Raw genomic sequence first — 25,128 nt, 5'->3', positions numbered from 1 at the left:
AGTTAATCAGTTATGCTTCATTACAGCTTCAGCGATGTTGTTAGGCGCCTCTGCGTAGCATTCGAACTCCATAGAGTAAGTCGCCCGCCCCTGCGAAGCTGATCGCAGATCGGTTGCATAACCAAACATCTCACCCAGCGGAACCTGAGCTGTGATGACCTTGCCGGAAATGGTATCTTCCATACCCTGAACAAGACCACGACGACGGTTAAGGTCGCCCATCACGTCACCCATGTATTCCTCAGGCGTTACCACTTCAACCTTCATCATTGGCTCAAGCAGACACGGACTAGCTTCCATCGCGTATTTTTTCAGAGCTTGAGAGGCTGCAATCTTAAACGCCATCTCGCTGGAGTCAACCTCATGGAAGGAACCATCATACAGACGCGCCTTCAGGCCGATGAGCGGATAACCGGCAATAACGCCGTTTTTCATCTGCTCTTCAATACCCTTCTCAACCGCCGGGATATATTCCTTTGGAATCGTACCACCAACGATCTCGTTCAGGAACTCAAGACCCTCTTCATCACTCGGGCTGAACTCGACGACGACGTGACCATACTGCCCACGACCACCGGATTGACGCGCAAATTTATGGTTAGCTACAACCGGCTTGCGAATCTTCTCACGGTAGGCAACCTGAGGTTTCCCGATGTTGGCTTCAACCTTGAATTCACGGCGCATACGATCGACGATGATATCCAGGTGCAGCTCACCCATGCCGGAGATGATGGTCTGACCACTCTCTTCGTCGGTATGAACACGGAAAGAGGGATCTTCCTGAGCCAACTTGCCCAGTGCTATACCCATTTTTTCCTGATCCGCTTTGGATTTCGGCTCAACAGCAACCGAGATAACTGGCTCAGGAAATTCCATGCGCTCCAGAACTATCTTGTTATCCAGATCACACAGCGTATCACCAGTGGAAACATCTTTCAGACCGATAACGGCGGCGATGTCACCAGCACGAACCTCTTTGATCTCTTCACGGGAGTTGGCGTGCATCTGCACCATACGCCCAACGCGCTCTTTCTTCTCTTTAACAGAGTTGTAAACACTGTCACCCGAGTTGAGCACGCCAGAGTAGACGCGGATAAATGTCAACGTACCAACAAACGGATCGGTCGCTATTTTGAAGGCCAGCGCAGCAAATGGAGCAGAGTCATCTGCCTCACGTGTTGCCAGAGTTTCCGCCTTGTCGTCCAGAGTACCTTCAATCGCCTTGACCTCTGTCGGAGACGGCAGGTATTCAATGACAGCATCAAGAACAGCCTGTACACCCTTATTCTTGAATGCTGAACCACACAGCATCAGAACGATCTCGTTGCTCAGTGTGCGCTTGCGCAGACCGAACTTGATCTCTTCAAGTGTCAGCTCACCTGTTTCCAGGTACTTATCCATCAGCTCTTCTGTTGCTTCAGCCGCCGCTTCAGTCAACTGCTCACGCAGCTCTTCGGCTTTACCCTGAAGCTCAGCAGGAATCTCTTCCAACTGGAACGTCATACCCTGATCGGCTTCATTCCAGATGATGGACTTCATCGCGAGCAGATCAACAACACCTGTAAAGTTATCTTCGGCACCAATCGGGAAATTGATTGGCACGGTAGTAACATTCAGACGCTTATTCAGCTGATCCTCAACTCGGAAGAAGTCCGCGCCTGCACGGTCCATCTTGTTGACGAATACCATGCGGGGCACTTCATATTTATTGGCCTGACGCCAGACGGTCTCAGTCTGAGGCTGAACGCCCGATGATGCACACAGCACGACAACAGCGCCATCGAGAACACGCAGCGAACGCTCGACTTCGATAGTGAAGTCGACGTGGCCCGGGGTATCGATGATATTGATACGGTGCTCTTCAAACTGCTTGGCCATACCACTCCAGAAAGTGGTGATCGCAGCAGAGGTGATAGTTATACCACGCTCCTGCTCCTGTTCCATCCAGTCAGTTGTAGCTGCACCATCGTGCACCTCACCGATCTTGTGAGACAGACCTGTATAGAAAAGCACACGTTCAGTAGTCGTTGTCTTACCAGCATCAACGTGTGCGCAGATACCGATATTGCGGTATCTGTTAAGCGGCGTTTTACGAGCCACGACACAACCCCCTGAAGATTAGAAGCGATAGTGAGCAAAGGCCTTGTTGGCTTCCGCCATACGGTGCACGTCTTCACGCTTCTTGACGGCAGCGCCGCGGCCTTCGGCAGCATCAGCCAGCTCGCCAGCCAGACGCAATGCCATGGTCTTCTCACCACGCTTACGCGCAGCATCTACCAGCCAGCGCATGGCCAGAGCCAGGCGGCGAGATGGACGAACCTCTACAGGCACCTGATAAGTGGCACCACCAACACGACGAGATTTAACCTCGACAACGGGCTGAACGGTTTCCAGCGCCTTGTCAAACAGATCTACTGGATCCTGCTTGGTACGCTCCTGGATCTTGTCCATTGCACCATACACAATCCGCTCAGCAACAGATTTTTTACCACTGACCATCAAATGGTTGATGAATTTAGCCAGTGTGACATTTCCGAATTTAGGATCCGGCAGTATTTCACGCTTTGCAGCAACGCGTCTTCTAGGCATGATAAGCCCTCAAATAATTTTAAAAAGGTCTTCAGGTTAGTCAGGATGTCAACGACACCTGTCCTTACTCTTATCGTCCTTCGGCCCAGCGGACAGTATGACCCGTAGGTGCAAAACTGGTTCACTTCGCCTCAGGAGCAACGAATCAGGACTTAGGACGCTTGGTACCGTACTTGGAACGAGCCTGTTTACGGTCATTCACGCCTGAGCAGTCCAGGGAACCACGGACGGTGTGGTAACGCACACCTGGCAGATCCTTTACACGACCACCACGAATCAGGACCACGGAGTGTTCCTGCAGGTTATGTCCTTCACCACCGATGTATGAAGAAACTTCGTAGCCGTTGGTCAGTCGCACACGGCAGACTTTACGCAGCGCCGAGTTCGGCTTCTTCGGTGTTGTAGTATAAACACGGGTACACACGCCACGACGTTGTGGACATGCCTGCAGAGCGCGTACATCACTTGGCTGTACTTTGCGCTTGCGCGGCTTGCGTACCAACTGGTTAATTGTTGCCATTCAGCAAACTCCACCTTTGGTTATTAAGCACCATATAATAAAAAACCGGATAATTTTCTACCCAGCCTACAAGAGGGCCGGAATTTTAAACAATTCCGGCCCCTCACGTCAAATGTTGTCTGTTTTTTAGTCAGAGCTGGACATCGCCGAGTTCAAAGCCTCGGTCAACGCCTGCTGGACCTCTTCAGCACTAACACCGCCGCCTTCCTGACCCATCTTGCGCTTGCGCTTGCGCTCGCTGTGATAAGCCAGACCTGTTCCGGCCGGGATCAGACGACCCACGACCACGTTCTCTTTCAATCCGCGCAGGGCATCACTGCGACCATTGACCGCACCTTCCGTCAGTACACGCGTAGTTTCCTGGAAGGAAGCTGCTGAGATGAAGGACTCTGTTGCCAGAGATGCCTTGGTAATACCCAACAGTACGCGTTCGTATTTGGCAGGGAATTTACCCTCAGCCAGCAAACGCTCGTTCTCAAGACGTACGGCGATATACTCAACCTGATCGCCCTGAATAAAGTTGGAGTCACCCGATTCGGCAATCTCAACCTTACGCACCATCTGGCGAACGATCACTTCGATGTGCTTATCGTTGATGGTTACACCCTGCAGGCGATAAACGTCCTGAATCTCACTGACGATATAGCGCGCCAGTGCATTCACGCCGAGGATCCGCAGTATATCGTGCGGATTGGATGGGCCATCGGAGATAACCTCGCCCTTCTCGACTGATTCACCTTCGAATACGTTCAGGTTACGCCACTTCTGGATCATGATCTCGACTGGATCAGTACCATCGTGCGGTGTAATCAGGACACGACGCTTACCCTTGGTTTCACGACCAAAGGAAACGGTACCGGAGATCTCTGCCAGAATCGCATACTCTTTCGGCTTACGCGCCTCGAAGAGGTCGGCAACACGTGGCAGACCACCGGTGATATCCTTGTTGACCGTACCTTCCTGTGGAATACGCGCCAGTACGTCACCGAGCTGCACTTCTGCGCCATCTCCCAGGTTGACGATAGCCTTGGGTGGCAACAGATACTGCGCAGGCATTTCGGTACCCGGGTAGCACAGGTCTTTACCTGCGTGATCCACCAGCTTGATCATCGGACGGATCTCTTTACCCGCCTGTGGACGATCCTTGGCATCAAGGACCTCAACAGTGGACAGACCCGTCAGATCATCTGTCTGACGCTTGACGGTGATACCATCATCCAGTCCGACAAATACGATCTTACCTTTCACCTCAGAGATGATCGGGTGGGTATGCGGATCCCAGCTTGCTACGATAGCGCCAGGTTCTACAACACTGCCTTCCTTCACTTTAAGAATCGCACCGTAAGGCAGCTTGTAACGCTCGCGCTCACGACCGTGCTCGTCCGTAACACCCAGCTCACCAGAGCGGGATGTGGCCACCAGGTTGCCATCCGTACGTTCAACGAACTTCAGGTTATGCAGGCGTATCTCACCACCTGACTTGATCTGAATGCTGTCGACGGCTGCTGCCCGCGATGCCGCACCACCGATGTGGAAGGTACGCATGGTCAGCTGTGTGCCCGGCTCACCGATAGACTGGGCAGCGATAACACCGATCGCCTCGCCACGGTTGACCAGATGACCACGAGCCAGATCACGGCCATAGCAGCTTGAACAGATACCATACGTGGCATCACAGGTGATCGGCGAGCGGACATACATCTCATCGATCGCACTGTAGCGCTCATCATTCTCAAGACGGTGTACCCAGGCTTCATCGATCAGCGTACCGCGCTCGATCAGGACTTCCGAATCGGTCGGATCCATGACATCGCGGGCGACGACACGACCCAGAATACGTTCACCCAGACTGACGATAACGTCGCCGCCTTCGATCATGGCCTGAACCATGACACCGTGCAGAGTACCGCAATCGTCATCGGTGATGACCAGATCCTGCGCCACGTCAACCAGACGACGCGTCAGATAACCGGAGTTAGCTGTTTTAAGAGCGGTATCCGCAAGACCCTTACGCGCACCGTGAGTCGAGATGAAGTACTGCAGTACGTTCAGACCTTCACGGAAGTTTGCCACGATCGGCGTCTCGATGATCGAGCCATCCGGCTTCGCCATCAGACCACGCATACCAGCCAACTGACGAATCTGAGCGGCTGAGCCTCGCGCACCTGAGTCGGCCATGATGTAAACGGAGTTGAATGACTCCTGCTCTACCTCATTACCCTCGGCGTCCGCAACCATATCGGTTCTCAGATTATCCATCATGCGCTTGGCCAGCACTTCGTTGGCACGCGACCAGATATCCACAACCTTGTTGTATTTCTCGCCATGCGTCACCAGACCATCGGCAAACTGACGCTCGATCTCTTTTACTTCATCATCCGCTTTGGCAATGATTTCAGCCTTCTCATCCGGGATAACGAAGTCGTTGACACCGATGGAGGCACCAGACATGGTCGCCTGACGGAAACCCATGTACATCAGCTGGTCGGCAAATATAACGGTATCCTTCAGACCACAGCGACGATAGGCTTCGTTGAGCAGGCGTGAGATTGCCTTTTTCTTCATCGCCTGGTTGACCAGCTCAAACGGCAGGCCATCAGGAACGATATCAAACAGCATGGCACGACCGGCTGTCGTTTCACGAATCGCCGTGATCTCTTCGACATTGCCTTCGATATCACGAATCACTTCGCGGATGCGGACCTTGATACGCGCATGCAGATGCAGCTCACCGGCACCGTGCGCACGTTGTACTTCCTGGATATTCGCGAAAGCCATGCCCTCACCCGGAGCCGCCACACGATCACGCGTCATGTAGTACAGACCCAGTACAACGTCCTGAGAAGGTACGATGATCGGCTCACCGTTCGCAGGTGACAGGATGTTGTTGGTCGACATCATCAGGGCACGCGCTTCAAGCTGAGCTTCAATCGTCAGCGGCACGTGCACGGCCATCTGGTCACCGTCGAAGTCGGCGTTGTATGCCGCACAGACCAGCGGGTGCAGCTGTATTGCCTTACCTTCGATCAGAACCGGCTCAAAAGCCTGAATACCCAGACGGTGAAGGGTCGGTGCACGGTTCAGCAGCACCGGATGCTCGCGGATCACTTCGTCCAGGATATCCCATACGAGCGGCTCTTCACGCTCAACCATCTTCTTGGCAGCCTTGATCGTGGTCGCATGACCGCGCAGCTCCAGCTTGGAGAAGATGAAAGGCTTGAACAGCTCGAGCGCCATTTTCTTCGGCAGACCACACTGATGCAGACGCAGCGCAGGACCTACCACGATAACGGAGCGGCCAGAGTAGTCGACACGCTTACCCAGCAGGTTCTGACGGAAACGACCCTGCTTACCCTTGATCATGTCAGCCAGGGATTTCAGAGGACGCTTGTTGGAGCCAGTGATGGCACGACCGCGACGGCCGTTATCCAGCAATGCATCAACGGATTCCTGCAGCATGCGTTTCTCGTTGCGCACGATGATATCAGGCGCATTCAGATCCAGCAGACGCTTCAAACGGTTGTTACGGTTGATCACGCGGCGATACAGGTCGTTCAGATCCGACGTCGCGAAACGACCACCATCCAGCGGTACCAGCGGACGCAAATCAGGCGGCAGCACCGGCAGCACACGCAGGATCATCCACTCCGGACGGTTGCCTGACTTGAGGAAGGCCTCCATCAGTTTCAGACGCTTGGACAGCTTCTTCAGCTTGGTCTCGGAGTTGGTCTGAGGAATCTCTTCGCGCAGTGACTTGCACTCGGTTTCCAGGTCGATCGAACCCAGCAACTCATGCACCGCTTCAGCACCCATACGGGCATCGAACTCGTCACCGTACTCTTCCAGCGCATCAAAATACTGCTCATCGTTCAGCAATTGACCACGCTCAAGCGTCGTCATGCCTGGATCGATCACCACAAAGGATTCGAAATACAGTACACGCTCGATATCGCGCAGTGTCATATCCAGCATCAGACCGATACGTGACGGCAGAGACTTGAGGAACCAGATGTGCGCAACAGGTGATGCCAGCTCAATGTGACCCATGCGCTCACGACGTACTTTGGTCATGGTCACTTCAACGCCGCACTTCTCGCAGATCACACCACGGTGCTTCATGCGCTTGTACTTGCCGCACAGGCACTCATAATCCTTGATCGGACCAAAGATTTTCGCGCAGAACAGGCCATCACGCTCAGGCTTGAACGTACGATAGTTGATCGTCTCAGGTTTTTTCACTTCGCCGAAAGACCAGGAACGGATCATCTCGGGCGATGCCAGAGTGATGCGAATCGAGTCGAACTCTTCAGATTTTCCCTGGGTCTTCAGCAGATTCAGCAGATCTTTCATTCTATATAGCTCCTCGCAGAGTTCTCTGCGGCGGGGCACAGGGCCCCGACCTGGTGATCAGTTAAGGTCTTAATCGCTCTCCAGCTCGATATCAATACCGAGCGAGCGAATCTCCTTGATCAATACGTTGAACGACTCAGGCATGCCTGGCTCCATACGATGATCACCATCCACGATGTTTTTATACATCTTGGTACGACCATTCACATCGTCCGACTTCACGGTCAGCATCTCCTGCAGAGTATAGGCGGCACCATAAGCTTCCAGTGCCCATACCTCCATCTCACCGAAGCGCTGGCCACCGAACTGCGCCTTACCACCCAGCGGCTGCTGTGTGACCAGACTGTAGGAACCAGTGGAGCGTGCGTGCATCTTGTCATCAACCAGATGGTTCAACTTCAGCATGTACATGTAACCAACGGTGACAGGGCGATCAAAGATCAATCCGGTACGACCGTCGTACAGCCTCATCTGGCCACTGTCATCAAGTCCACCCAAACGCAGCAGCGCCTTGATTTCAGACTCCTTCGCACCATCAAATACCGGCGAAGCAAGCGGCACACCGCCTCTGAGGTTATTTGCCAGATCCAACAGCTCCTTATCGGTGAAGCTGTCCAGATCTTCCTTACGTCCAACACTCAGACCACCATGGTCTTCGTTATAGATTTTGCCCAGGAAATCACGCAGTTCGCTGATCGTCTCAGCCTTCTCGCGCTCCTGCTCCAGCATGCCGTTGATCTTGCGACCAAGGCCTTTAGCTGCGGCTCCCAGATGGGTTTCAAGGATCTGACCGACGTTCATACGCGATGGTACACCCAGCGGGTTCAGAACGATATCGATCGGCTCACCGTTGTCGTCGTAGGGCATATCCTCGACCGGCATGATAACGGAGATGACACCCTTGTTACCGTGACGACCCGCCATCTTGTCACCCGGCTGCACTCGGCGCTTGGTGGCAACATAGACCTTGACGATTTTGAGTACGCCAGGTGCCAGATCATCGCCCGCCTGGAGTTTGCGCTTCTTGTCCTCAAAGCGCTTGTCCATGCTCTCGCGACGCTCTTCGAGCTGATGCTGAGCATGTTCCAGCGTATCCTGGACTTCATTGTCCGCGACTCGAATCTGGAACCACTCAACACGACGCAGTCCGGACAGGTACTCAGCTGTGATTTCATCACCTTTCTTCAGTGCTGGACCACCTTCGGCTTTCAATCCGGTCAGGACCTTGGCCAGACGCTCAAACGTGGCATCTTCTACAATACGGTACTCGTCATTGAGGTCTTTGCGGATATTATCCAGCTCTTCCTTCTCAATGGAGCGCGCACGTGAGTCCTTCTCAACGCCATCACGTGTGAAGACCTGTACATCGATAACCTTACCGACAGTACCACCCTTGACACGCAGGGATGTATCTTTGACATCGGATGCCTTCTCACCGAAGATCGCACGCAGCAGCTTCTCTTCTGGCGTCAGCTGAGTCTCGCCTTTCGGCGTGACCTTACCGACCAGGATATCACCCGGGCCAACTTCGGCACCGATGTGAACGATCCCTGACTCATCCAGCTTGGACAGTGCTGATTCACCGACGTTTGGAATATCGGAGGTGATCTCTTCAGGCCCCAGCTTGGTATCACGCGCCACACAGGTCAGTTCCTGAATGTGGATAGTCGTGAAGCGATCTTCCTGAACGACACGCTCAGAGATCAGGATGGAGTCCTCGAAGTTGTAACCGTTCCAGGGCATGAATGCGATGCGCATGTTCTGACCCAGAGCCAACTCACCCAGGTCGACGGACGGGCCGTCAGCCATGATGTCACCACGTGCCACAAGATCGCCCGGGCGTACAATCGGACGCTGGTTGATACAGGTGTTCTGGTTGGAGCGGACATATTTGGTCAGGTTGTAGATATCAACACCGGCATCACCTGCCTCTGTCTCATCATCATTGGCACGTACCACGATACGACCAGCATCAACTGACTCAATCATGCCACCGCGCTTGGCAACCACGCAGACACCTGAGTCATGAGCTACGTTACGCTCAATACCAGTACCTACCAGTGGCTTTTCGGCACGCAGGGTCGGTACAGCCTGACGCTGCATGTTGGAGCCCATCAAGGCACGGTTGGCGTCGTCGTGCTCAAGGAAGGGGATCAGGGCAGCAGCAACGGATACGATCTGACGAGCAGACACGTCCATGTACTGAACCTTGTCTTTCGGCATGACCGTGAATTCGTTCTGATGACGCACCGCCACGAGATCTTCAACCAGCTGATTCTGCTCATCCATCAAGGCAGATGCCTGAGCGATAACGTAGTTGTTCTCTTCTATCGCTGACAGGTAATCGATCTCATCGGTGACCTTGCCATTGATAACCTGGCGATAAGGTGTTTCCAGGAAGCCATAATCATTGGTTCTGGCAAACACGGCAAGCGAGTTGATCAGACCGATGTTCGGACCTTCCGGCGTCTCGATCGGGCAGACACGACCGTAATGCGTAGGATGTACGTCACGCACTTCGAAGCCTGCACGCTCACGGGTCAGGCCGCCCGGACCAAGCGCAGAGACACGACGCTTGTGCGTGATCTCTGACAGCGGATTGTTCTGATCCATGAACTGGGACAGCTGGCTGGAGCCAAAGAACTCCTTGACAGCCGCAGCAACCGGCTTGGCATTGATCAGATCCTGAGGCATCAGGTTATCGGACTCTGCCATGCTCAGACGTTCGCGCACGGCACGTTCTACACGCACCAGACCGACGCGGAACTGGTTTTCTGCCATCTCACCGACAGAACGGATGCGACGGTTACCCAGGTGGTCGATATCATCGACGTGGCCTTTACCGTTACGGATATCGATCAGGGTTTTCATGACATCCAGGATGTCATCCTTACCCAGAATCGCAGAACCCGTCTCTTCAGAACGACCCAGACGACGGTTGAATTTCATGCGGCCAACCGCAGACAGATCATAACGCTCTTCTGAGAAGAAGAGGTTCTCAAACAGAGACTCCGCAGATTCCTTGGTAGGTGGCTCACCAGGGCGCATCATGCGGTAGATTTCGACCAGAGCTTCAAGCTGGTTACGCGTGCTGTCTATGCGCAGCGTATCAGAGATATAAGGACCACAATCCAGCTCATTGGTGTACAGCGTTTCGAATCGAGTGATGCCAGCCACATGCAGCTTGGCAATCAGGTCTTCTGTCAGCTCAGTATTCGCCGTTGCCATCAGCTCACCGCTGGATGGATCAGCCACATCATGCGCCAGCACTTTGCCCGCCAGATATTCGGAAGGCACTTTCAACTGTGTCATGCCCGCCTGAGCCATCAGACGCGTGTGACGCGGCGTGATACGACGACCGGCTTCAACGATTACATTGTCTTGTGGATCGCGGATTTCGAAGGACATGGTTTCGCCACGCAGGCGCTCAGGTACCAGATCCATCCAGATCACATCTTTCTCGAGTGTCCAGCCGGTGTTATCGAAGAAGATATCCAACACTTCTTCAGTGGAATAACCCAGCGCGCGCAGCAGCACTGATGCCGGCAGCTTACGACGACGGTCGATACGGACAAACAGGGCATCCTTGGGATCAAACTCGAAATCCAGCCAGGAACCACGGTAAGGAATAATACGGGCAGAATAGAGCAGCTTGCCGGATGAGTGTGTTTTACCTTTGTCATGATCAAAGAACACGCCGGGTGAGCGGTGCAGCTGCGATACGATAACACGCTCAGTACCATTGACAACAAAGGTACCATTATCTGTCATCAGGGGCATTTCACCCATGAAGACTTCCTGTTCCTTGATATCCTTGACCGCTTTTGTGGATGAATCGCGATCATAGATAATCAGACGTACCTTGACACGCAGAGGCGCGGCGTAGGTTGTACCCCTCAGCTGGCACTCCTTGACGTCAAAAGCGGGTTCACCGAGGCGGTAACCAACGTACTCCAGCGCCGCGTTTCCGGAATAGGATACAATCGGAAAAACGGAATTAAACGCAGCATGGAGACCCATGTCCGTGCGAGTATCCGCATCGGCTCCCTGCTGCAGAAACTTGCGATAGGAACCCAACTGGGTCGCGAGCAGGTATGGAATATCCATAACTTGCGGCAACTTGCTAAAGTCCTTACGAATACGTTTCTTCTCAGTATATGAATAAGCCATCAGTGTTCCCCAGCATGTGCACCAAGTTGAGAAGCCAGTCAGGAAGCAGATCTTCCAGCCTGTTAAACCGTTATTAAATTGCTGTCACTTAATAACGGAAAAAGGCCGGTGGCACCTGGCCACCAGCCACACGCTAATTCAGCAGTTTACGCTGCCTGCAGCGCATAGAAGCAATTACTTGAGCTCAACAGTCGCGCCGGCTTCTTCCAGTGCTTTCTTGAGTTCTTCAGCTTCTTCTTTAGAAACGCCTTCCTTAACAGTTGCAGGTGCACCGTCAACCAGGTCTTTTGCTTCTTTCAGACCCAGGCCAGTTGCGCCACGAACTGCTTTAATGACGTTGACTTTCTTTTCACCGGCTGCAGCCAGGATAACGTTGAATTCAGTCTGCTCTTCAGCCGCTTCAGCAGCGCCTGCAGGGCCAGCAACAACAGCAGAAGCTGCAGTTACGCCGAATTTTTCTTCCATTGCTTCAATCAGAGTGACAACGTCCTTTACAGACATTTCAGCTACTGCATTGATGATATCTTCGTGAGTCAGAGACATGTTCAATTTCCTGATAATCTAGTGTGAGCCCAAGCTCATTGAATCGATAACCAAAGCGCCGTTAATGGATCAGGCGGCTTGCTCTTTCTGGTCGCGAATGGCTGCCAGTGTACGTACCAGCTTGCCGGCTGAAGCTTCTTTCATGACGCTCATCAGCTTGGCGATCGCTTCGTCGTAAGTCGGCAGGCTAGCCAGCAGGTCAATATTGACCGGTTCGCCTTCGAAGGCTGCTGCTTTCAGCTCGAACTTGTCATTTCCCTTGGCGAAATCTTTCAGAATTCGCGCACCGGCACCTGGGTGCTCGTTGGAGAATGCAATAATGCTCGGGCCAACGAATGCGTCCTTCAGACACTCATAAGCTGTGCCTTCAACTGCACGACGTGCAAGTGTGTTACGTACGACTTTCAGCCATACGCCATTCTCGCGCGCCTGCTTACGCAGTGCAGTCATGCTTTCTACTGTTACGCCACGTGAATCGGCAACAACAGCGGAAAGAGCAGAGGCGGCAGCTTGCTGGACTTCAGCGACGATCGCTTTTTTGTCTTCAAGTCCTAATGCCACAATTTACTCCTGGATTGAGTCTTTCGACTATTTACCAACCACCCTGAACTGTTGCCCAGGGCTATGAGTACGGTGGTACTGATTCAATCTGAATCTCACCGTCTGCGCAGGCTTTAACTATTAAGACGGAACAGCCCTGAAGCTGCTCCGTCGCCTGCGGTCTTTGACGGCCTTCGTCTCTGTCTGACAGGTCACGAAGACCCTCAAAAAACCTTCAGCAGGGATCAGGCGCTCAAAGAGGACTGATCAACTGCCAGACCCGGTCCCATAGTGGTGGACAGGGTTACTTTCTTCACATAGACGCCTTTAGCGGAAGCAGGCTTCAGCTTTTTCAGGTCAGCGACCAGGGCCTCAATGTTTTCTTTGATCGATACACCGGTAAAGCCGACTTTGCCGACTGAACAGTGAATGATACCATTTTTGTCAGTACGGAAACGTACCTGACCGGCTTTGGCATTTTTAACCGCGGTAGCAACATCAGCGGTAACCGTGCCAACCTTCGGGTTAGGCATCAGACCACGTGGACCCAGAACCTGGCCCAACTGACCGACAACACGCATCGCATCCGGAGTTGCGATGACAACGTCAAAGTTCAGATTACCACCCTTGATCTGCTCTGCCAGATCCTCAAAACCAACAATGTCAGCACCAGCTTCTTTAGCTTTCTCTGCATTGTCGCCCTGAGCGAAGACAGCAACACGAACATCCTTACCAGTACCATGTGGCAGAACAGTAGAGCCACGAACGACCTGATCGGATTTACGTGGATCAACACCCAGGTTGACCGCAACATCGATGGATTCAGTAAACTTGACTTTAGACACGTCTGCCAGCAGCGCAACCGCTTCCTGGATCTCATACTGCTTGGACGCGTCTATTTTTTCACGAATCGCCTTCTGGCGCTTACTCAGCTTGGCCATTATTCATCACCCTCCACGATAAGACCCATTGCACGTGCACTACCGGCGATGGTACGAACCGCTGCATCCATGTCAGACGCAGTAAGATCCGGCATTTTAACCGTAGCGATCTCTTCGAGCTGAGCACGGGTTACTGTACCGACCTTTTCAGTGTTAGGACGGGCAGAACCGCTCTTCAGACCCATGGACTTCTTCAGCAGCACTGCCGCCGGAGGAGTTTTGGTGATGAAACTGAAGCTGCGATCACTGTAGACAGTGATAACGACAGGCGTTGGCAGACCTGGCTCCATACCCTGGGTCTGTGCGTTGAACGCTTTACAGAACTCCATGATATTGACACCGTGCTGACCCAGAGCCGGACCTACCGGTGGACTCGGGTTAGCCTGGCCAGCTTTGACCTGCAGCTTGATATAAGCATTAATTTTCTTAGCCATTTAAGCTACTCCTTGTGGGTTCAAACGCCTCACGGCTCCCCGTTGTTGCAATAAAAAACCCGCTCGCAAGCGGTTTCAACAAAAAACTGATCAGACCTTCTCGACCTGACGGAATTCCAGCTCTACCGGAGTGGAACGTCCAAATATCAGAACAGCCACCTGCAGACGGTTCTTCTCGTAATTGACCTCTTCGACGACTCCATTGAAGTCGGCAAAAGGGCCGTCACATACGCGAACCATCTCACCAGGCTCAAATACAGTCTTCGGACGCGGCTTATCAACACCACTCTCGACACGCTGCAGAATTTCGTCTGCTTCCTTCTGAGTGATTGGCGCCGGCTTGTCTGCCGTACCACCGATAAAACCAAGTACACGAGGGGTACTTTTCACCAGATGCCACGTCTCATCATTCATGGCCATCTGCACCAGGACATAACCTGGATAAAACTTGCGTTCCGATTTGCGCTTCTTGCCATCGCGCATCTCGACAACTTCTTCTGTCGGCACCAGCACATCACCAAAGAAGTCCTGCATGCCATGCATCTCAATACGCTCTTTCAGCGCATTCATGACCCGCTTTTCGTAACCAGAGTATGCATGAACCACATACCAGCGCTTCTTTTCCGTATCCATGCTCTACCTCTAACCTATTACTCCGGATACTATCCAGCCAAGCAGTGAGTCAAGACCCCACAACATCAGCGCCACAACCAGAACAGCAGCCAACACCATGAGCGTTGTCTGCAGAGTTTCCTGACGCGTCGGCCATACAACCCGGCGAATCTCGCCACGGGCTTCCTTGAACAATCGGGACCAGGTCTTACCTTTAGCCGTCTGCAGGACGATGAAACCAGCCACTGCAGCCAGAACCAGAAGCGCCAATACACGGTAAAGCAGTGATTCGCCGGAGAAAAATGAATTCCCGACCACACCTACGGTAACGATTACAGCAACGATAGCCCACTTCAGGCCATCGAGTTTTGATCCTTCAGATGTTTCTTTAGAATTCACGCTAGCAGCCTCGGCTTATCATAGAAAGCGTACGCTTGTGATGCCAATTCCGACTGGAATTGGCAGGCCAGGAGGGAATCGAACCCCCAACCTGCGGTTTTGGAGACCGCTGCTCTGCCAATTGAGCTACTGGCCTACTGCATAACAGGGAGGCGCATTATATACACCACCCTGTCTTTTCGCAACCTAAACTGATAAAAAAATCAGTCGAGGATTTTCGCTACAACACCAGCACCTACTGTACGACCGCCTTCACGGATCGCAAAGCGCAGACCTTCTTCCATCGCGATCGGTGCAATCAGGGTAACGGACATCTGTACGTTATCTCCTGGCATAACCATCTCAACGCCTTCTGGCAGCTCACAAGCACCTGTCACGTCAGTTGTACGGAAGTAGAACTGTGGACGGTAGCCCTTGAAGAATGGCGTGTGACGACCACCCTCTTCCTTGCTCAGAATGTACACTTCGCCTTCAAACTTGGTGTGCGGAGTGATTGAACCCGGCTTGGCCAGAACCTGACCACGCTCAACGTCGTCACGCTTGGTGCCACGCAGCAGCGCACCGATGTTCTCACCTGCACGACCTTCGTCCAGCAGCTTACGGAACATCTCTACACCTGTAACAGTCGTCTTGGTCGTTGGGCGAATACCCACGATCTCAACTTCGTTACCTGTGTTGACGATACCACGCTCAACACGACCGGTAACAACCGTACCACGACCAGAGATTGAGAACACGTCTTCAATCGGCATCAGGAATGGCTTGTCGATTGCACGCTCTGGCTGAGGAATGTACTGGTCAAGAGTCTCAACCAGCTTCTTCACAGCAGTAGTGCCCATGCCATTGTCATCCTGGCCATTCAGCGCCATCAGCGCAGAACCAACGATGATCGGCGTGTCGTCGCCCGGGAACTCGTACTGATCCAGAAGCTCACGCACTTCCATCTCAACCAGTTCCAGCAGCTCTTCGTCGTCAACCATGTCCGCTTTGTTCATGAACACAACGATGTAAGGTACACCAACCTGACGTGACAGCAGGATGTGCTCACGCGTCTGTGGCATCGGGCCATCAGCAGCGGAACAAACCAGAATCGCGCCATCCATCTGCGCAGCACCGGTGATCATGTTTTTCACATAGTCAGCGTGGCCTGGGCAGTCAACGTGCGCGTAGTGACGCACTTCTGATTCATACTCAACGTGGGATGTGGAGATGGTGATACCACGCTCACGCTCTTCCGGTGCGTTGTCGATACCGTCAAATGCTACGGCAGCGCCACCCCACACTTCTGAACAAACGCGCGTCAGCGCAGCAGTCAGAGTTGTCTTACCGTGGTCAACGTGACCAATGGTTCCTACGTTGACGTGCGGCTTGTTACGTTCAAAAGCTTTCTTAGCCATCTTGAGTTCCCAAATTAATCCAGCCGACTAGCGGTCGCCAAATACAAAAAAAGGCAGACATATCACTATATCTACCCTTTACAACAAAACTATGGAGCTCATGGGCGGAATTGAACCGCCGACCTCACCCTTACCAAGGGTGTGCTCTACCCCTGAGCTACATGAGCCGATCAGTGGAGCGGGTAGCGGGAATCGAACCCGCCTCTTCAGCTTGGAAGGCTGAGGTAATAGCCACTATACCATACCCGCCGATAAAGCCGATTGAGGATGGTGGTGGGAGGTGGATTCGAACCACCGAAGCTCTCGCGTCAGATTTACAGTCTGATCCCTTTGGCCACTCGGGAATCCCACCTCAGCCACACTTCACAACTTAATGGTGCCGGCACCAGGAGTCGAACCCGGGACCTACTGATTACAAGTCAGTTGCTCTACCAACTGAGCTATACCGGCATGCTGCGAAGTGGTGCGTATCTTACTGATACCAATGACACCTTGCAACCCCTGACAACACTTTTTTTCACATTTTATCTGTGCAGTCAGGATTGCGGCCCACTGGGTGGCAGTTCATGCAGCAACTCAAGCTCAGATGGTTGCACCGGCACCTGATACTGTACCTGCGCCCTGTGCTGCTGGGCATACCAGAAAAACGCCAGCGCATTAGCCAGCAGCAAGAGTAAGAAGACCCAGCGTAACATTCAGCTCACCACCCATTGCAATCCATCCAGAACCAGATCCGGGCAGTACTCCCCGACCCCACCCAGTGCCACGAAGCGCTCACCATCACCACCGGTGACGTAAACACATTTCCCCTTTACCGGCAAACTGGCACCCAGTGCATGAAAGAGATAGTTCAAGCCATTATGCACAGCCGCCGTGGTATGCATGCCTGGCAGCATATCCAGCTCTGCCGATTCCGACCCAACCCCGACACGTGCGGTATTGCCCAGCAGGCTCTCGCGCATCAACCTCAACCCCGGCAGAATATAGCCACCCTCATGCTGGCCGACGCTGTCCACAAAGTCGATGGTGATGGCGCTACCACAATCCACAACACAAAAAGCAGAGCGCTCACGCTGCCACAAAGCCACCATGGCCAGCCAGCGATCAACCCCCATGCGCAAAGGCTCAGCATAACTGTTGATCAAGCCATTATTTCTGCTCTGCGACACCGCATGAACCGGCTCCAGCCCCCAGCACCTGCGTGCCAACTCACTCATCCGACTGCTGACACCTTCACCTGCCACTGATGCAAGGTGCACAGCCTCAATATCCTCCAGTCTTGCCAACTCCCCTGCCAGGGCCTCAACGTCCGCCACAGGGCAGCGCTGTGCATCCGTGACAATACCGTCCAACTGGCGCATGCGCCACTTGATGAAGGTGTTACCTATGTCCATTTCCAGTATCACGACTGCAGCCTCAGACTGACTTCACCACCATGCACCGTTTCCATGCCCCGATCGGTTTCGAGCAGCAAAGCACCTGTCTCGTTCACACCACGACAGATACCTGATAGCCTTGTGGATGCCGCATGAATTTCCACTGCCCGGCCATAGTAGGCATCCACCTGCGCCCAACGCTCATGCAGCGCCGAAAAGCCCTGTTGTTCAAAGCTGTTCAACATCGGAATCAGCCTGTTCACCAATGCAGCCAGTATCAGATTGCGCGATGGCGGGTTTGCCATTTGACTGTGCAGATCAGTCCAGGGCTGATCTATCTGCTGAGCCGATTGCTCTGGCATACCGACATTAAGCCCTATCCCCAGAATCAACTGGCACTGATCCGCCGTATCGCCATTCACCTCAATCAGAACACCCGCCAGCTTCTGCCCTTTACACAGAAGATCGTTCGGCCACTTGAGCATCACATCAGGCACCCCCAGATCTGTCAAAGCATCACGCAGCGCTATCCCGACCGCCAGACTCAACCCCTCAAGCGCAGCTACCCCTCGCTCAAGACGCCAGCCGATTGAGAAGTAGATGTTGGCACCAAACGGACTGATCCAGCTACGACCTCTGCGTCCACGCCCCGCCGTCTGCCGTTCGGCGACAAAAATGCCGGACCCGATCCCCTCGGCCAGTGCAGCAGATGCCAGATGGTTGGTGGAGGTGACTTCCAGTGAAAAGCTCTGCAGATCCAGTTGATCCCTGACATCTGCCGTCAAGGCCGCATCAAAAAGCGCCTGATCCATCAGATCCAGACCACGAGGAATGCGATAGCCTCGTCCTCTGACGCTGTAGACTTCGATATCCAGCGCCGCAAGACTCTGCACCTGCTTCCATACGGCACTGCGACTGATGCCCAGCCGCTCACCCAGCTCACGCCCGGAATGAAAGGTGCCATCAGCCAGGATACTCAACAGATCTTTAATGACCACACTGCCACTCCAGAGGTTGATTTCTTTTCAGACGCGATCCAGCACAACAAAGCTGTAATCATAGGGATTTGGCTCCTGCGCAGGAAAATCTTCCCGCAGCATCTCCTGCCAATGTGTTTTGTCCAGCTCCGGGAACCAGGCATCGCCCTCCAGTTCGGTGTGCACCTCGGTCAGATAGAGTCTGTCTACCCGTGTCAGCGCCTGTGCATATATCTCGGCACCACCGATAACCAGCGCCTCTTCCACTCCATCTATCAGTGCGATATCGCTGGCCAGCTCGATCGCCTCTTCCAGACCATGCACCACGCGCACACCCTCGGCCTGCCACTGCTCATCCCGTGTAATTACTATATTAGCTCGCCCCGGCAGCGGACGCCCGATCGACTCAAAGGTTTTGCGCCCCATGATGATCGGTTTACCCTGAGTAATACGCTTGAAGTACTTCAGATCTTCCGGCAGATACCAGGGGAGCTTATTACCGATTCCGATCACACGATTGCTGGAGTGGGCCACTATAATTGCCAGATGCACAAAACCTCCTCAGATCGCGATGGGTGCGCGAATGGCTGGATAAGGGTCATAACCCTCGATGACAAAGTCTTCAAACTCATATTCAAACAGGCTCGCGGGCTTGCGCAGTATTTTCAACTGCGGCAACTGCCTGGGAGTCCGTGATAGCTGCTCAGACACTATGGCAGGGTCAGACAGATGATTACTGTAGAGATGCAGATCACCGAAGGTCAGCACAAACTCTCCGACATCCAGATCACACTGTTGCGCCAGCATATGCGTCAGCAGCGCATAGGAGGCAATATTGAACGGCACGCCCAGAAAATAATCGGCGCTGCGCTGGTACAGCTGACAGCTGAGCCGCCCCTGGGCAACATAAAACTGGAACAGCGTATGACACGGCGGCAGCGCCGCCTTACCCTTGCGCACATTCTCCTGCGGACTGATCGATTCATCCGGCAGATCAGCCGGATTCCAGGCACTGACGATCAAGCGACGTGAGTTGGGGTTACGGCGAATCTGTCTGACCAGCTCCTCCATCTGATCCAGTGTGCGCCCATCCGGGCAGGCCCAGGAACGCCACTGCTTGCCATAGACAGGTCCAAGATCGCCATCAGGCAGGGCCCACTCGTCCCAGATGGTCACGCCGCGCTCATTCAGCCACTGATTATTGGTATTACCAGCCAGGAACCAGAGCAGTTCATAGATGATGGAGCGCAGATGCACCTTCTTTGTCGTCAGCAGCGGAAAGCCCTTCTGCAGATCAAACCTCAACTGTCGACCAAACAGGGAACGGGTGCCAGTGCCGGTACGATCTCCCTTGTCGACACCCTCCCGCACTATCTCTTCCATCAGATCCAGATACTGCTGCATTGTCTCTTTTCTCTCCAGTCATGCATTCAGTCATGCATTTTCAGTCAACCACATCGCATGATACTGCACTGAACGCCCAGCGTCAGCCTGAGATCAGCCCCGAGCCTTACCGCGATATGCCAGTAATAACAGGAGCCCACCCAACACCAGCATCGGCAGCGACAGCAACTGACCCATCGACAGCCAGTCAAACGCCACCAGCCCCAGATGCGCATCCGGCTCGCGGAAAAACTCTACGATAATGCGGAAGACGCCATAAAGCAGCACAAACAGGCCGGAGACCGCCATCGCCGGGCGCGGACGTGAAGAGAACCACCAGAGCACCGCAAACAGCAGAACGCCCTCCAGCAGCATCTGATAGAGCTGAGACGGGTGGCGTGCCAGACCATCACCCGCAGCGGGAAAGATCACGCCCCAGGTCTGGTCCGTGACACGGCCCCAGAGCTCGCCGCCAATGAAATTACCCAGGCGACCGGCACCCAGACCGATCGGAATCAGCGGCGCAATGAAGTCTGCCAGGGCAAAGAAGGATTTCCCATGCCTGCGCGCAAAGAGCCACAGAACCAGTACCACACCGAGGAAGCCGCCATGAAAGGACATGCCACCCTCCCATACTGCAAACAGCCACAGAGGGTTCTGCAGGAAGTAGTCAAAGTGGTAAAAGAGGACATAGCCCATTCTCCCCCCGGCAATGACACCCACCGCACCCCAGAAGATCAGATCCGACACCTGCTGCTCATTCCAGCCAGAACCGGGTTTGCGGGCACGCACCACGCCGAGCCACCAGGCGGCACCAAAGCCGATGATATACATCAGGCCATACCAGTGAATCTGCAGCGGACCCAACTGCAGGGCAACCGGGTCAATATCGTGTAACCACATGGGTAATATCTATCCTCAGAAAAGGTTCGTGACCAGAAAGCGAATACCTACCAGCAGCAGAAAAACGGCAAATATTCGCTTCAGCATTACCTGTGACAGCGCATGTGCCAGCTTTGCTCCCAGCTTGGCAAAAACAGAACTGGTAATGACAATACCGACAAACGCCGGCAGGTAGACATAACCGAGACTCCACTCAGGTCTTGCTGGAGCATCCCAGCCGACCCAGATATTGGTCACGGCCCCCATCAGGGCGATCGGCAATCCACAGGCGGCCGACGTCGCCACAGCCTGCTGCATCGTAATCCGACGCCAGCTCAGGTAGGGCACGGTCAGCGTACCGCCACCGATACCGAAGATCGCGGACACCCAGCCAACACCCGTACCCGCCGCTCCCAGCTCCCACTTTCCGGACACAGGGTCACCCGCGGAAGGTTTCAGATTCAGTGCCATCTGGAAGGCAACCAGTATGACAAAACAACCCAGCGCAATCTGCAGCACATTACCCGGCAGCATCACGGCCGTATTCACGCCCAGCATTGCGCCAAACAGAATACCCACCGCCAGCAGCCGGAAAACCGGCCAGTTCACTGCACCACGCTTGTGGTGAGCAAGAATCGAACTGATCGAGGTCACGACAATAGTCGCCAGCGAGGTAGCGATCGCCATATGCGTCAAGACCGCAGGGCTCACTCCCTGCAGCTCGAAGGAGAAGATCAGCACAGGTACTATCAACAGACCACCGCCTATGCCAAACAGGCCTGCCGTCAGACCGGCAGCAGCACCAAGAACCAGATAGAGTAGCAAGGTCATCAACATCGCAGAATCCTGTCAAGGAAATGTGTTTGTCCCGGTCCTGCAACCGGGTCTAATATGTAACCTGTTTCACAATCAGGAAAGACCAAGCCATGTGCCTGATCACCCTTGCTTACCGCCAGTCAACCCAGTGGCCACTGCTGCTGGTCGCAAATCGTGATGAATTCTACCAGCGCCCGACACTTCCCGTACACCATTGGGAGGACAAGCCGATACTGGCAGGCCGTGATCTGACTCAGGGCGGAACCTGGCTGGGCATCTCGGATGATGGTCGCATGGCTGCACTGACCAACTATCGCGATGGTCGCGCCAGCCAGTCAGCACTCTTCTCACGTGGGGAGCTGATCAGTCACTATCTTGCCAACCCCGTGAGCGCTCTGGATTACGCTCGAGAGATCAGCTTTGAAGCTTATGGCGGATTCAATCTGCTGCTACTGGACCGAACAGGGCTTTACTACCTCGGCACCCATCACCAGACACCGACCCGCTTACAGCCCGGCATCCACACACTGAGTAATGCTCTGCTGAATACCCCCTGGCCGAAGACTGAGCTGGCACGCCAGCAGATGCAACAGTATCTGAACGAGCTGACAGCACCCAGAGCGGATCAGCTGTTGTCGCTGCTATCCAGTCGCGATAAGGCACAGGACGAACTTCTGCCCGACACAGGTATCAGCCAGGAGTGGGAAAGCATGCTGTCCAGCTGTTTTATCGAGAGTGACAAGTATGGTACCCGCTCCAGCACAACGCTGATACTGAGTGCAGACGGAGAACTTGAGCTGACTGAGTTCACTCACCTGCAGCCGCAGACACCTCACCCCTTGACCACCCGTTTCAACCTGCGTGCCATAGTACCGGATTGAGTGAAGGCTTTTATTCGTCCTCAGGCATGGAGGGGCGGGTAAGCTGGCTGAGGCCGAAGCTTTTCAACGCCTGACGCAGCAGTTGGTGTATCTCTTCGGCATCGTCCATGACACGCACCTTGGTCAGCAACTGACGGGCACGGAACATGCTGACACCACGCACCGCAAATTTGATCCGTGGCAGGTTATTGGCATTGACCGACAGCACGTCGTAGCCCATTGCCATCAGCAGCAGAGCGCCACCCGGATCTGCTGCCATCTCGCCACAGATGGAAACCTGCTTGCGCTCCTTGTGCGTCTCCTGAACGATAAAGTCCAGCGCCTTGAGCACTGCCGGATGGTAGGGTGCGTAGAGATCAGCAACGCGCGGATTGTTGCGATCTACAGCCAGCAGATACTGGGTCAGATCATTAGAGCCCACCGAAATGAAATCCACCATGCGCGCAAAGCGCCGCACCTGATAAACGGCTGCCGGGACCTCGATCATCACCCCGATGGGCGGACGCTTGACCGCAAACCCCTCCTCCCAGAGTTCGGCCAGTGCACGATCTATCTGCCGCACAGCCTCCTCCACCTCATTCACACTGGTCACCATCGGCAGCATGATGCGCAGATTATCCAGCCCCTCGGAAGCGCGCAGCATCGCCCTGACCTGAACCATGAAGATTTCGGGATGATCCAGCGTGACACGGATACCACGCCAGCCCAGAAAGGGGTTCTCTTCACTGATCGGGAAGTAAGGCAGGGCCTTATCGCCCCCGATATCCAGCGTTCGCATCGTCACCGGACGCGGCGCAAAAGCCTCGAGCTGAGCACGATAGCTCTCTATCTGCTCCTGCTCACTCGGGAAACAGTCGCGAATCATGAATGGGATCTCTGTACGATACAGCCCGATCCCTTCGGCACCCCGTTCCAGCGCCCGACTGACGTCAGCAGCCAGACCTGTGTTGACCCACAGAGGGATGCGGTAGCCATCAGGCGTAATGGCCGACAGGTCGCGCAGCCCCTCCAGTTCATCCGTAACCGCCTGCACCTCGTTCAATATCTGCAGAAAGGCATACTTGAGCTTATCGGATGGATTGACATAAACACGCCCGGTATAGCCATCCAGCACCACCTCTCGACCCTCAAGGCGACGATAGGGGATGTCGACCACACCCATGATGGTGGGTATCCCCATGGAACGCGCCAGAATTGCTGCATGAGAGTTGCCCGAACCACTGACCGAGATCAGGCCGACCAGTTTGTCTTCCGGTACCATACCGAGCATCGCCGGCGTCAACTCATCTGCCAGCAGTATTGCCTTATCGGGATACTCCACCGGTTCGGATTCACTCTCCTCCTGCAGATAACTCAGAATACGACGGCCGAGATCCTTGATATCCGTGGCACGCTCACGCAGATAGGAATCTTCCATCGCCGAGAACTCGCGCACATGCTCACTGATCACTTCACGCAGCGCACCCTGCGCCCAGTTGCCCTCATTAATCCTGGCGATGATTTCCGCCGCCAGCGCATTGTCATCCAGCATTCTGAGATAGACATCGAACAATGCCCGCTCATCGCTGCTGAGTCTTTGCGACAGCACGCTGGCAACACTGCGGATGTCCACCCTGACAGCTTCAAGCGCCTGCTGAAAGTGCTCAATTTCACGGGCAATATCTTTTGCAGCCTTATCCGGAACCGTATCCAGATCAGCCGGCAGTGACGCCACAACCACCTGCCCTATGGCAATACCGGGAGAGCCTGCCACACCATCAAAACGGCGATCCTGCAGGCTCCCGCCACTCTTGTCATCAAATTTGGCAACTGAACCACTGAGACCTGCATGCGCAATGATACCGGCCAGCTGCGCCGACAGCGTCACCAGAAACGCTTCCTCACTCTCATCAAAGCGGCGCTTCTCATGCTGCTGCACCACCAGCACGCCCAACACCTTGCGATGGTGGATAATCGGCACCCCGAGAAACGCGTGGAAACGCTCCTCACCTGTGATCTGAAGATAGTGAAAAGCGGGATGAATAGAGGCATCCTCAAGATTGATCGGCTCGGCGCGCTGAGCCACCACGCCGACAATACCTTCGGTGGAGGCGAGACTGACCTGACCGACCGCTTCGGGATTCAACCCCTGAGTAGCCATCAGCACATAGCGATCCTGCACCTCATCCAGCAGAAACACGGAACAGACCTGAGTATCCATGGCGCGCTGTATCCGGCTCACGATCAGCGCAAGCACGGATGCCAGGTCGGGCGCGGTACTGACCTCCTGAACGATCTTGCGAAGCACACTCAGTATACTCATGCCTGATTCCCTGCTG

General features: G+C 54.2%; 21 protein-coding genes and 5 tRNA genes. 1 reads left to right on the top strand and 25 read right to left on the bottom strand.

What is annotated here, in order from left to right; translation table 11 throughout:
- Window positions 1-6 precede the first annotated feature (6 nt).
- The 24 genes from fusA to F7R27_RS14665 form a co-directional block, all read right to left on the bottom strand.
- Window positions 7-2,100 carry an elongation factor G gene (fusA, locus tag F7R27_RS14775; protein ID WP_151705033.1) on the bottom strand — a complete coding sequence of 698 codons (2,094 nt, stop codon included), beginning with the start codon at window positions 2,098-2,100 and terminating at the stop codon, window positions 7-9.
- 18 nt (window positions 2,101-2,118) lie between these two features.
- Entirely contained in the window at window positions 2,119-2,589 is a 471-nt protein-coding gene (gene rpsG, locus F7R27_RS14770; RefSeq protein ID WP_151705032.1) for a 30S ribosomal protein S7, read from the bottom strand.
- A 145-nt stretch (window positions 2,590-2,734) separates the two neighbouring features.
- Window positions 2,735-3,109, bottom strand: a complete 375-nt coding sequence (rpsL, locus tag F7R27_RS14765) for a 30S ribosomal protein S12 (RefSeq protein WP_151705031.1) — start codon at window positions 3,107-3,109, stop codon at window positions 2,735-2,737.
- A gap of 126 nt (window positions 3,110-3,235) precedes the next feature.
- Entirely contained in the window at window positions 3,236-7,459 is a 4,224-nt protein-coding gene (gene rpoC / locus F7R27_RS14760; RefSeq protein WP_151705030.1) for a DNA-directed RNA polymerase subunit beta', read from the bottom strand.
- Window positions 7,460-7,528: 69 nt separating this feature from the next.
- Window positions 7,529-11,629 (bottom strand): DNA-directed RNA polymerase subunit beta, encoded by a 4,101-nt coding sequence (gene rpoB, locus F7R27_RS14755; RefSeq protein ID WP_151705029.1) that lies wholly within the window; start codon window positions 11,627-11,629, stop codon window positions 7,529-7,531.
- 174 nt (window positions 11,630-11,803) lie between these two features.
- Window positions 11,804-12,172: a 50S ribosomal protein L7/L12 gene (gene rplL / locus F7R27_RS14750; protein ID WP_151705028.1), complete on the bottom strand. Its 369-nt coding sequence runs from the start codon at window positions 12,170-12,172 to the stop codon at window positions 11,804-11,806.
- Between the two features lie 69 nt (window positions 12,173-12,241).
- Entirely contained in the window at window positions 12,242-12,733 is a 492-nt protein-coding gene (rplJ, locus tag F7R27_RS14745; RefSeq protein ID WP_151705027.1) for a 50S ribosomal protein L10, read from the bottom strand.
- 224 nt (window positions 12,734-12,957) lie between these two features.
- Window positions 12,958-13,653 carry a 50S ribosomal protein L1 gene (rplA, locus tag F7R27_RS14740; protein WP_151705026.1) on the bottom strand — a complete coding sequence of 232 codons (696 nt, stop codon included), beginning with the start codon at window positions 13,651-13,653 and terminating at the stop codon, window positions 12,958-12,960.
- Window positions 13,653-14,087, bottom strand: a complete 435-nt coding sequence (gene rplK / locus F7R27_RS14735) for a 50S ribosomal protein L11 (RefSeq protein WP_151705025.1) — start codon at window positions 14,085-14,087, stop codon at window positions 13,653-13,655. The genes rplA and rplK overlap by 1 nt, the downstream gene beginning before the upstream one ends.
- Window positions 14,088-14,177: 90 nt before the next feature.
- A complete protein-coding gene (nusG, locus tag F7R27_RS14730) occupies window positions 14,178-14,720 on the bottom strand; it encodes a transcription termination/antitermination protein NusG (protein WP_151705024.1) in 543 nt (180 codons plus the stop codon).
- A 9-nt stretch (window positions 14,721-14,729) separates the two neighbouring features.
- Complete coding sequence (secE, locus tag F7R27_RS14725) at window positions 14,730-15,098, bottom strand: preprotein translocase subunit SecE (RefSeq protein WP_151705023.1); 369 nt, start codon at window positions 15,096-15,098, stop codon at window positions 14,730-14,732.
- A 60-nt stretch (window positions 15,099-15,158) separates the two neighbouring features.
- Window positions 15,159-15,234: transfer RNA gene (locus tag F7R27_RS14720), tRNA-Trp, on the bottom strand.
- 67 nt (window positions 15,235-15,301) lie between these two features.
- The gene (gene tuf, locus F7R27_RS14715) at window positions 15,302-16,495 is read right to left on the bottom strand and encodes an elongation factor Tu (RefSeq protein ID WP_151705022.1); all 1,194 of its coding nucleotides are present in this window, start codon (window positions 16,493-16,495) and stop codon (window positions 15,302-15,304) included.
- 92 nt (window positions 16,496-16,587) lie between these two features.
- Window positions 16,588-16,662: transfer RNA gene (locus F7R27_RS14710), tRNA-Thr, on the bottom strand.
- Between the two features lie 7 nt (window positions 16,663-16,669).
- Window positions 16,670-16,744 (bottom strand) — tRNA-Gly (locus F7R27_RS14705).
- A 19-nt stretch (window positions 16,745-16,763) separates the two neighbouring features.
- A tRNA-Tyr gene (locus tag F7R27_RS14700) sits at window positions 16,764-16,847 on the bottom strand.
- Window positions 16,848-16,869: 22 nt separating this feature from the next.
- Window positions 16,870-16,945, bottom strand: a tRNA-Thr gene (locus F7R27_RS14695).
- A gap of 86 nt (window positions 16,946-17,031) precedes the next feature.
- Window positions 17,032-17,190: a hypothetical protein gene (locus F7R27_RS18630; RefSeq protein ID WP_168927519.1), complete on the bottom strand. Its 159-nt coding sequence runs from the start codon at window positions 17,188-17,190 to the stop codon at window positions 17,032-17,034.
- Window positions 17,191-17,901 carry a type III pantothenate kinase gene (locus tag F7R27_RS14690; protein ID WP_151705021.1) on the bottom strand — a complete coding sequence of 237 codons (711 nt, stop codon included), beginning with the start codon at window positions 17,899-17,901 and terminating at the stop codon, window positions 17,191-17,193.
- Window positions 17,898-18,869: a bifunctional biotin--[acetyl-CoA-carboxylase] ligase/biotin operon repressor BirA gene (birA, locus tag F7R27_RS14685; RefSeq protein WP_151705020.1), complete on the bottom strand. Its 972-nt coding sequence runs from the start codon at window positions 18,867-18,869 to the stop codon at window positions 17,898-17,900. Before birA ends, F7R27_RS14690 begins: the two co-directional genes overlap by 4 nt.
- 27 nt (window positions 18,870-18,896) lie before the next feature.
- Window positions 18,897-19,400 carry a dihydrofolate reductase gene (locus tag F7R27_RS14680; RefSeq protein ID WP_151705019.1) on the bottom strand — a complete coding sequence of 168 codons (504 nt, stop codon included), beginning with the start codon at window positions 19,398-19,400 and terminating at the stop codon, window positions 18,897-18,899.
- A gap of 9 nt (window positions 19,401-19,409) precedes the next feature.
- The gene (locus tag F7R27_RS14675; protein WP_151705018.1) at window positions 19,410-20,252 is read right to left on the bottom strand and encodes a thymidylate synthase; all 843 of its coding nucleotides are present in this window, start codon (window positions 20,250-20,252) and stop codon (window positions 19,410-19,412) included.
- A gap of 93 nt (window positions 20,253-20,345) precedes the next feature.
- On the bottom strand, window positions 20,346-21,134 hold the full coding sequence (lgt, locus tag F7R27_RS14670; RefSeq protein ID WP_151705017.1) for a prolipoprotein diacylglyceryl transferase: 789 nt from the start codon (window positions 21,132-21,134) through the stop codon (window positions 20,346-20,348).
- Window positions 21,135-21,149: 15 nt separating this feature from the next.
- Window positions 21,150-21,950, bottom strand: a complete 801-nt coding sequence (locus F7R27_RS14665; protein ID WP_151705016.1) for a sulfite exporter TauE/SafE family protein — start codon at window positions 21,948-21,950, stop codon at window positions 21,150-21,152.
- Between the two features lie 89 nt (window positions 21,951-22,039).
- Here F7R27_RS14665 and F7R27_RS14660 point away from each other — a divergent pair, with 89 nt between their 5' ends.
- Entirely contained in the window at window positions 22,040-22,810 is a 771-nt protein-coding gene (locus tag F7R27_RS14660; RefSeq protein WP_151705015.1) for an NRDE family protein, read from the top strand.
- Between the two features lie 10 nt (window positions 22,811-22,820).
- Here the strand turns inward: F7R27_RS14660 and ptsP are convergent, their stop codons facing one another.
- Complete coding sequence (gene ptsP, locus F7R27_RS14655) at window positions 22,821-25,112, bottom strand: phosphoenolpyruvate--protein phosphotransferase (protein WP_240776386.1); 2,292 nt, start codon at window positions 25,110-25,112, stop codon at window positions 22,821-22,823.
- Window positions 25,113-25,128: the final 16 nt, after the last annotated feature.

The sequence above is a fragment of the Nitrincola alkalilacustris genome (assembly GCF_008973755.1).
In the GTDB taxonomy this organism is placed as follows: Bacteria; Pseudomonadota; Gammaproteobacteria; order Pseudomonadales; family Balneatricaceae; genus Nitrincola; species Nitrincola alkalilacustris.
Note: the sequence above shows the minus strand (reverse complement) of the source record. Positions and strands in the feature narration are given on the sequence as shown.

Coding starts and splice junctions, on each gene's coding strand:
- rpsG (WP_151705032.1), bottom strand. CDS start 2,589: ATGCCTAGAAGACGCGTTGCTGCAAAGCGTGAAATACTGCCGGATCCT.
- rpsL (WP_151705031.1), bottom strand. CDS start 3,109: ATGGCAACAATTAACCAGTTGGTACGCAAGCCGCGCAAGCGCAAAGTA.
- rpoC (WP_151705030.1), bottom strand. CDS start 7,459: ATGAAAGATCTGCTGAATCTGCTGAAGACCCAGGGAAAATCTGAAGAG.
- rpoB (WP_151705029.1), bottom strand. CDS start 11,629: ATGGCTTATTCATATACTGAGAAGAAACGTATTCGTAAGGACTTTAGC.
- rplL (WP_151705028.1), bottom strand. CDS start 12,172: ATGTCTCTGACTCACGAAGATATCATCAATGCAGTAGCTGAAATGTCT.
- rplA (WP_151705026.1), bottom strand. CDS start 13,653: ATGGCCAAGCTGAGTAAGCGCCAGAAGGCGATTCGTGAAAAAATAGAC.
- rplK (WP_151705025.1), bottom strand. CDS start 14,087: ATGGCTAAGAAAATTAATGCTTATATCAAGCTGCAGGTCAAAGCTGGC.
- nusG (WP_151705024.1), bottom strand. CDS start 14,720: ATGGATACGGAAAAGAAGCGCTGGTATGTGGTTCATGCATACTCTGGT.
- tuf (WP_151705022.1), bottom strand. CDS start 16,495: ATGGCTAAGAAAGCTTTTGAACGTAACAAGCCGCACGTCAACGTAGGA.
- F7R27_RS18630 (WP_168927519.1), bottom strand. CDS start 17,190: ATGTTACGCTGGGTCTTCTTACTCTTGCTGCTGGCTAATGCGCTGGCG.
- F7R27_RS14675 (WP_151705018.1), bottom strand. CDS start 20,252: ATGCAGCAGTATCTGGATCTGATGGAAGAGATAGTGCGGGAGGGTGTC.
- lgt (WP_151705017.1), bottom strand. CDS start 21,134: ATGTGGTTACACGATATTGACCCGGTTGCCCTGCAGTTGGGTCCGCTG.
- F7R27_RS14665 (WP_151705016.1), bottom strand. CDS start 21,950: ATGTTGATGACCTTGCTACTCTATCTGGTTCTTGGTGCTGCTGCCGGT.
- F7R27_RS14660 (WP_151705015.1), top strand. CDS start 22,040: ATGTGCCTGATCACCCTTGCTTACCGCCAGTCAACCCAGTGGCCACTG.
- ptsP (WP_240776386.1), bottom strand. CDS start 25,112: ATGAGTATACTGAGTGTGCTTCGCAAGATCGTTCAGGAGGTCAGTACC.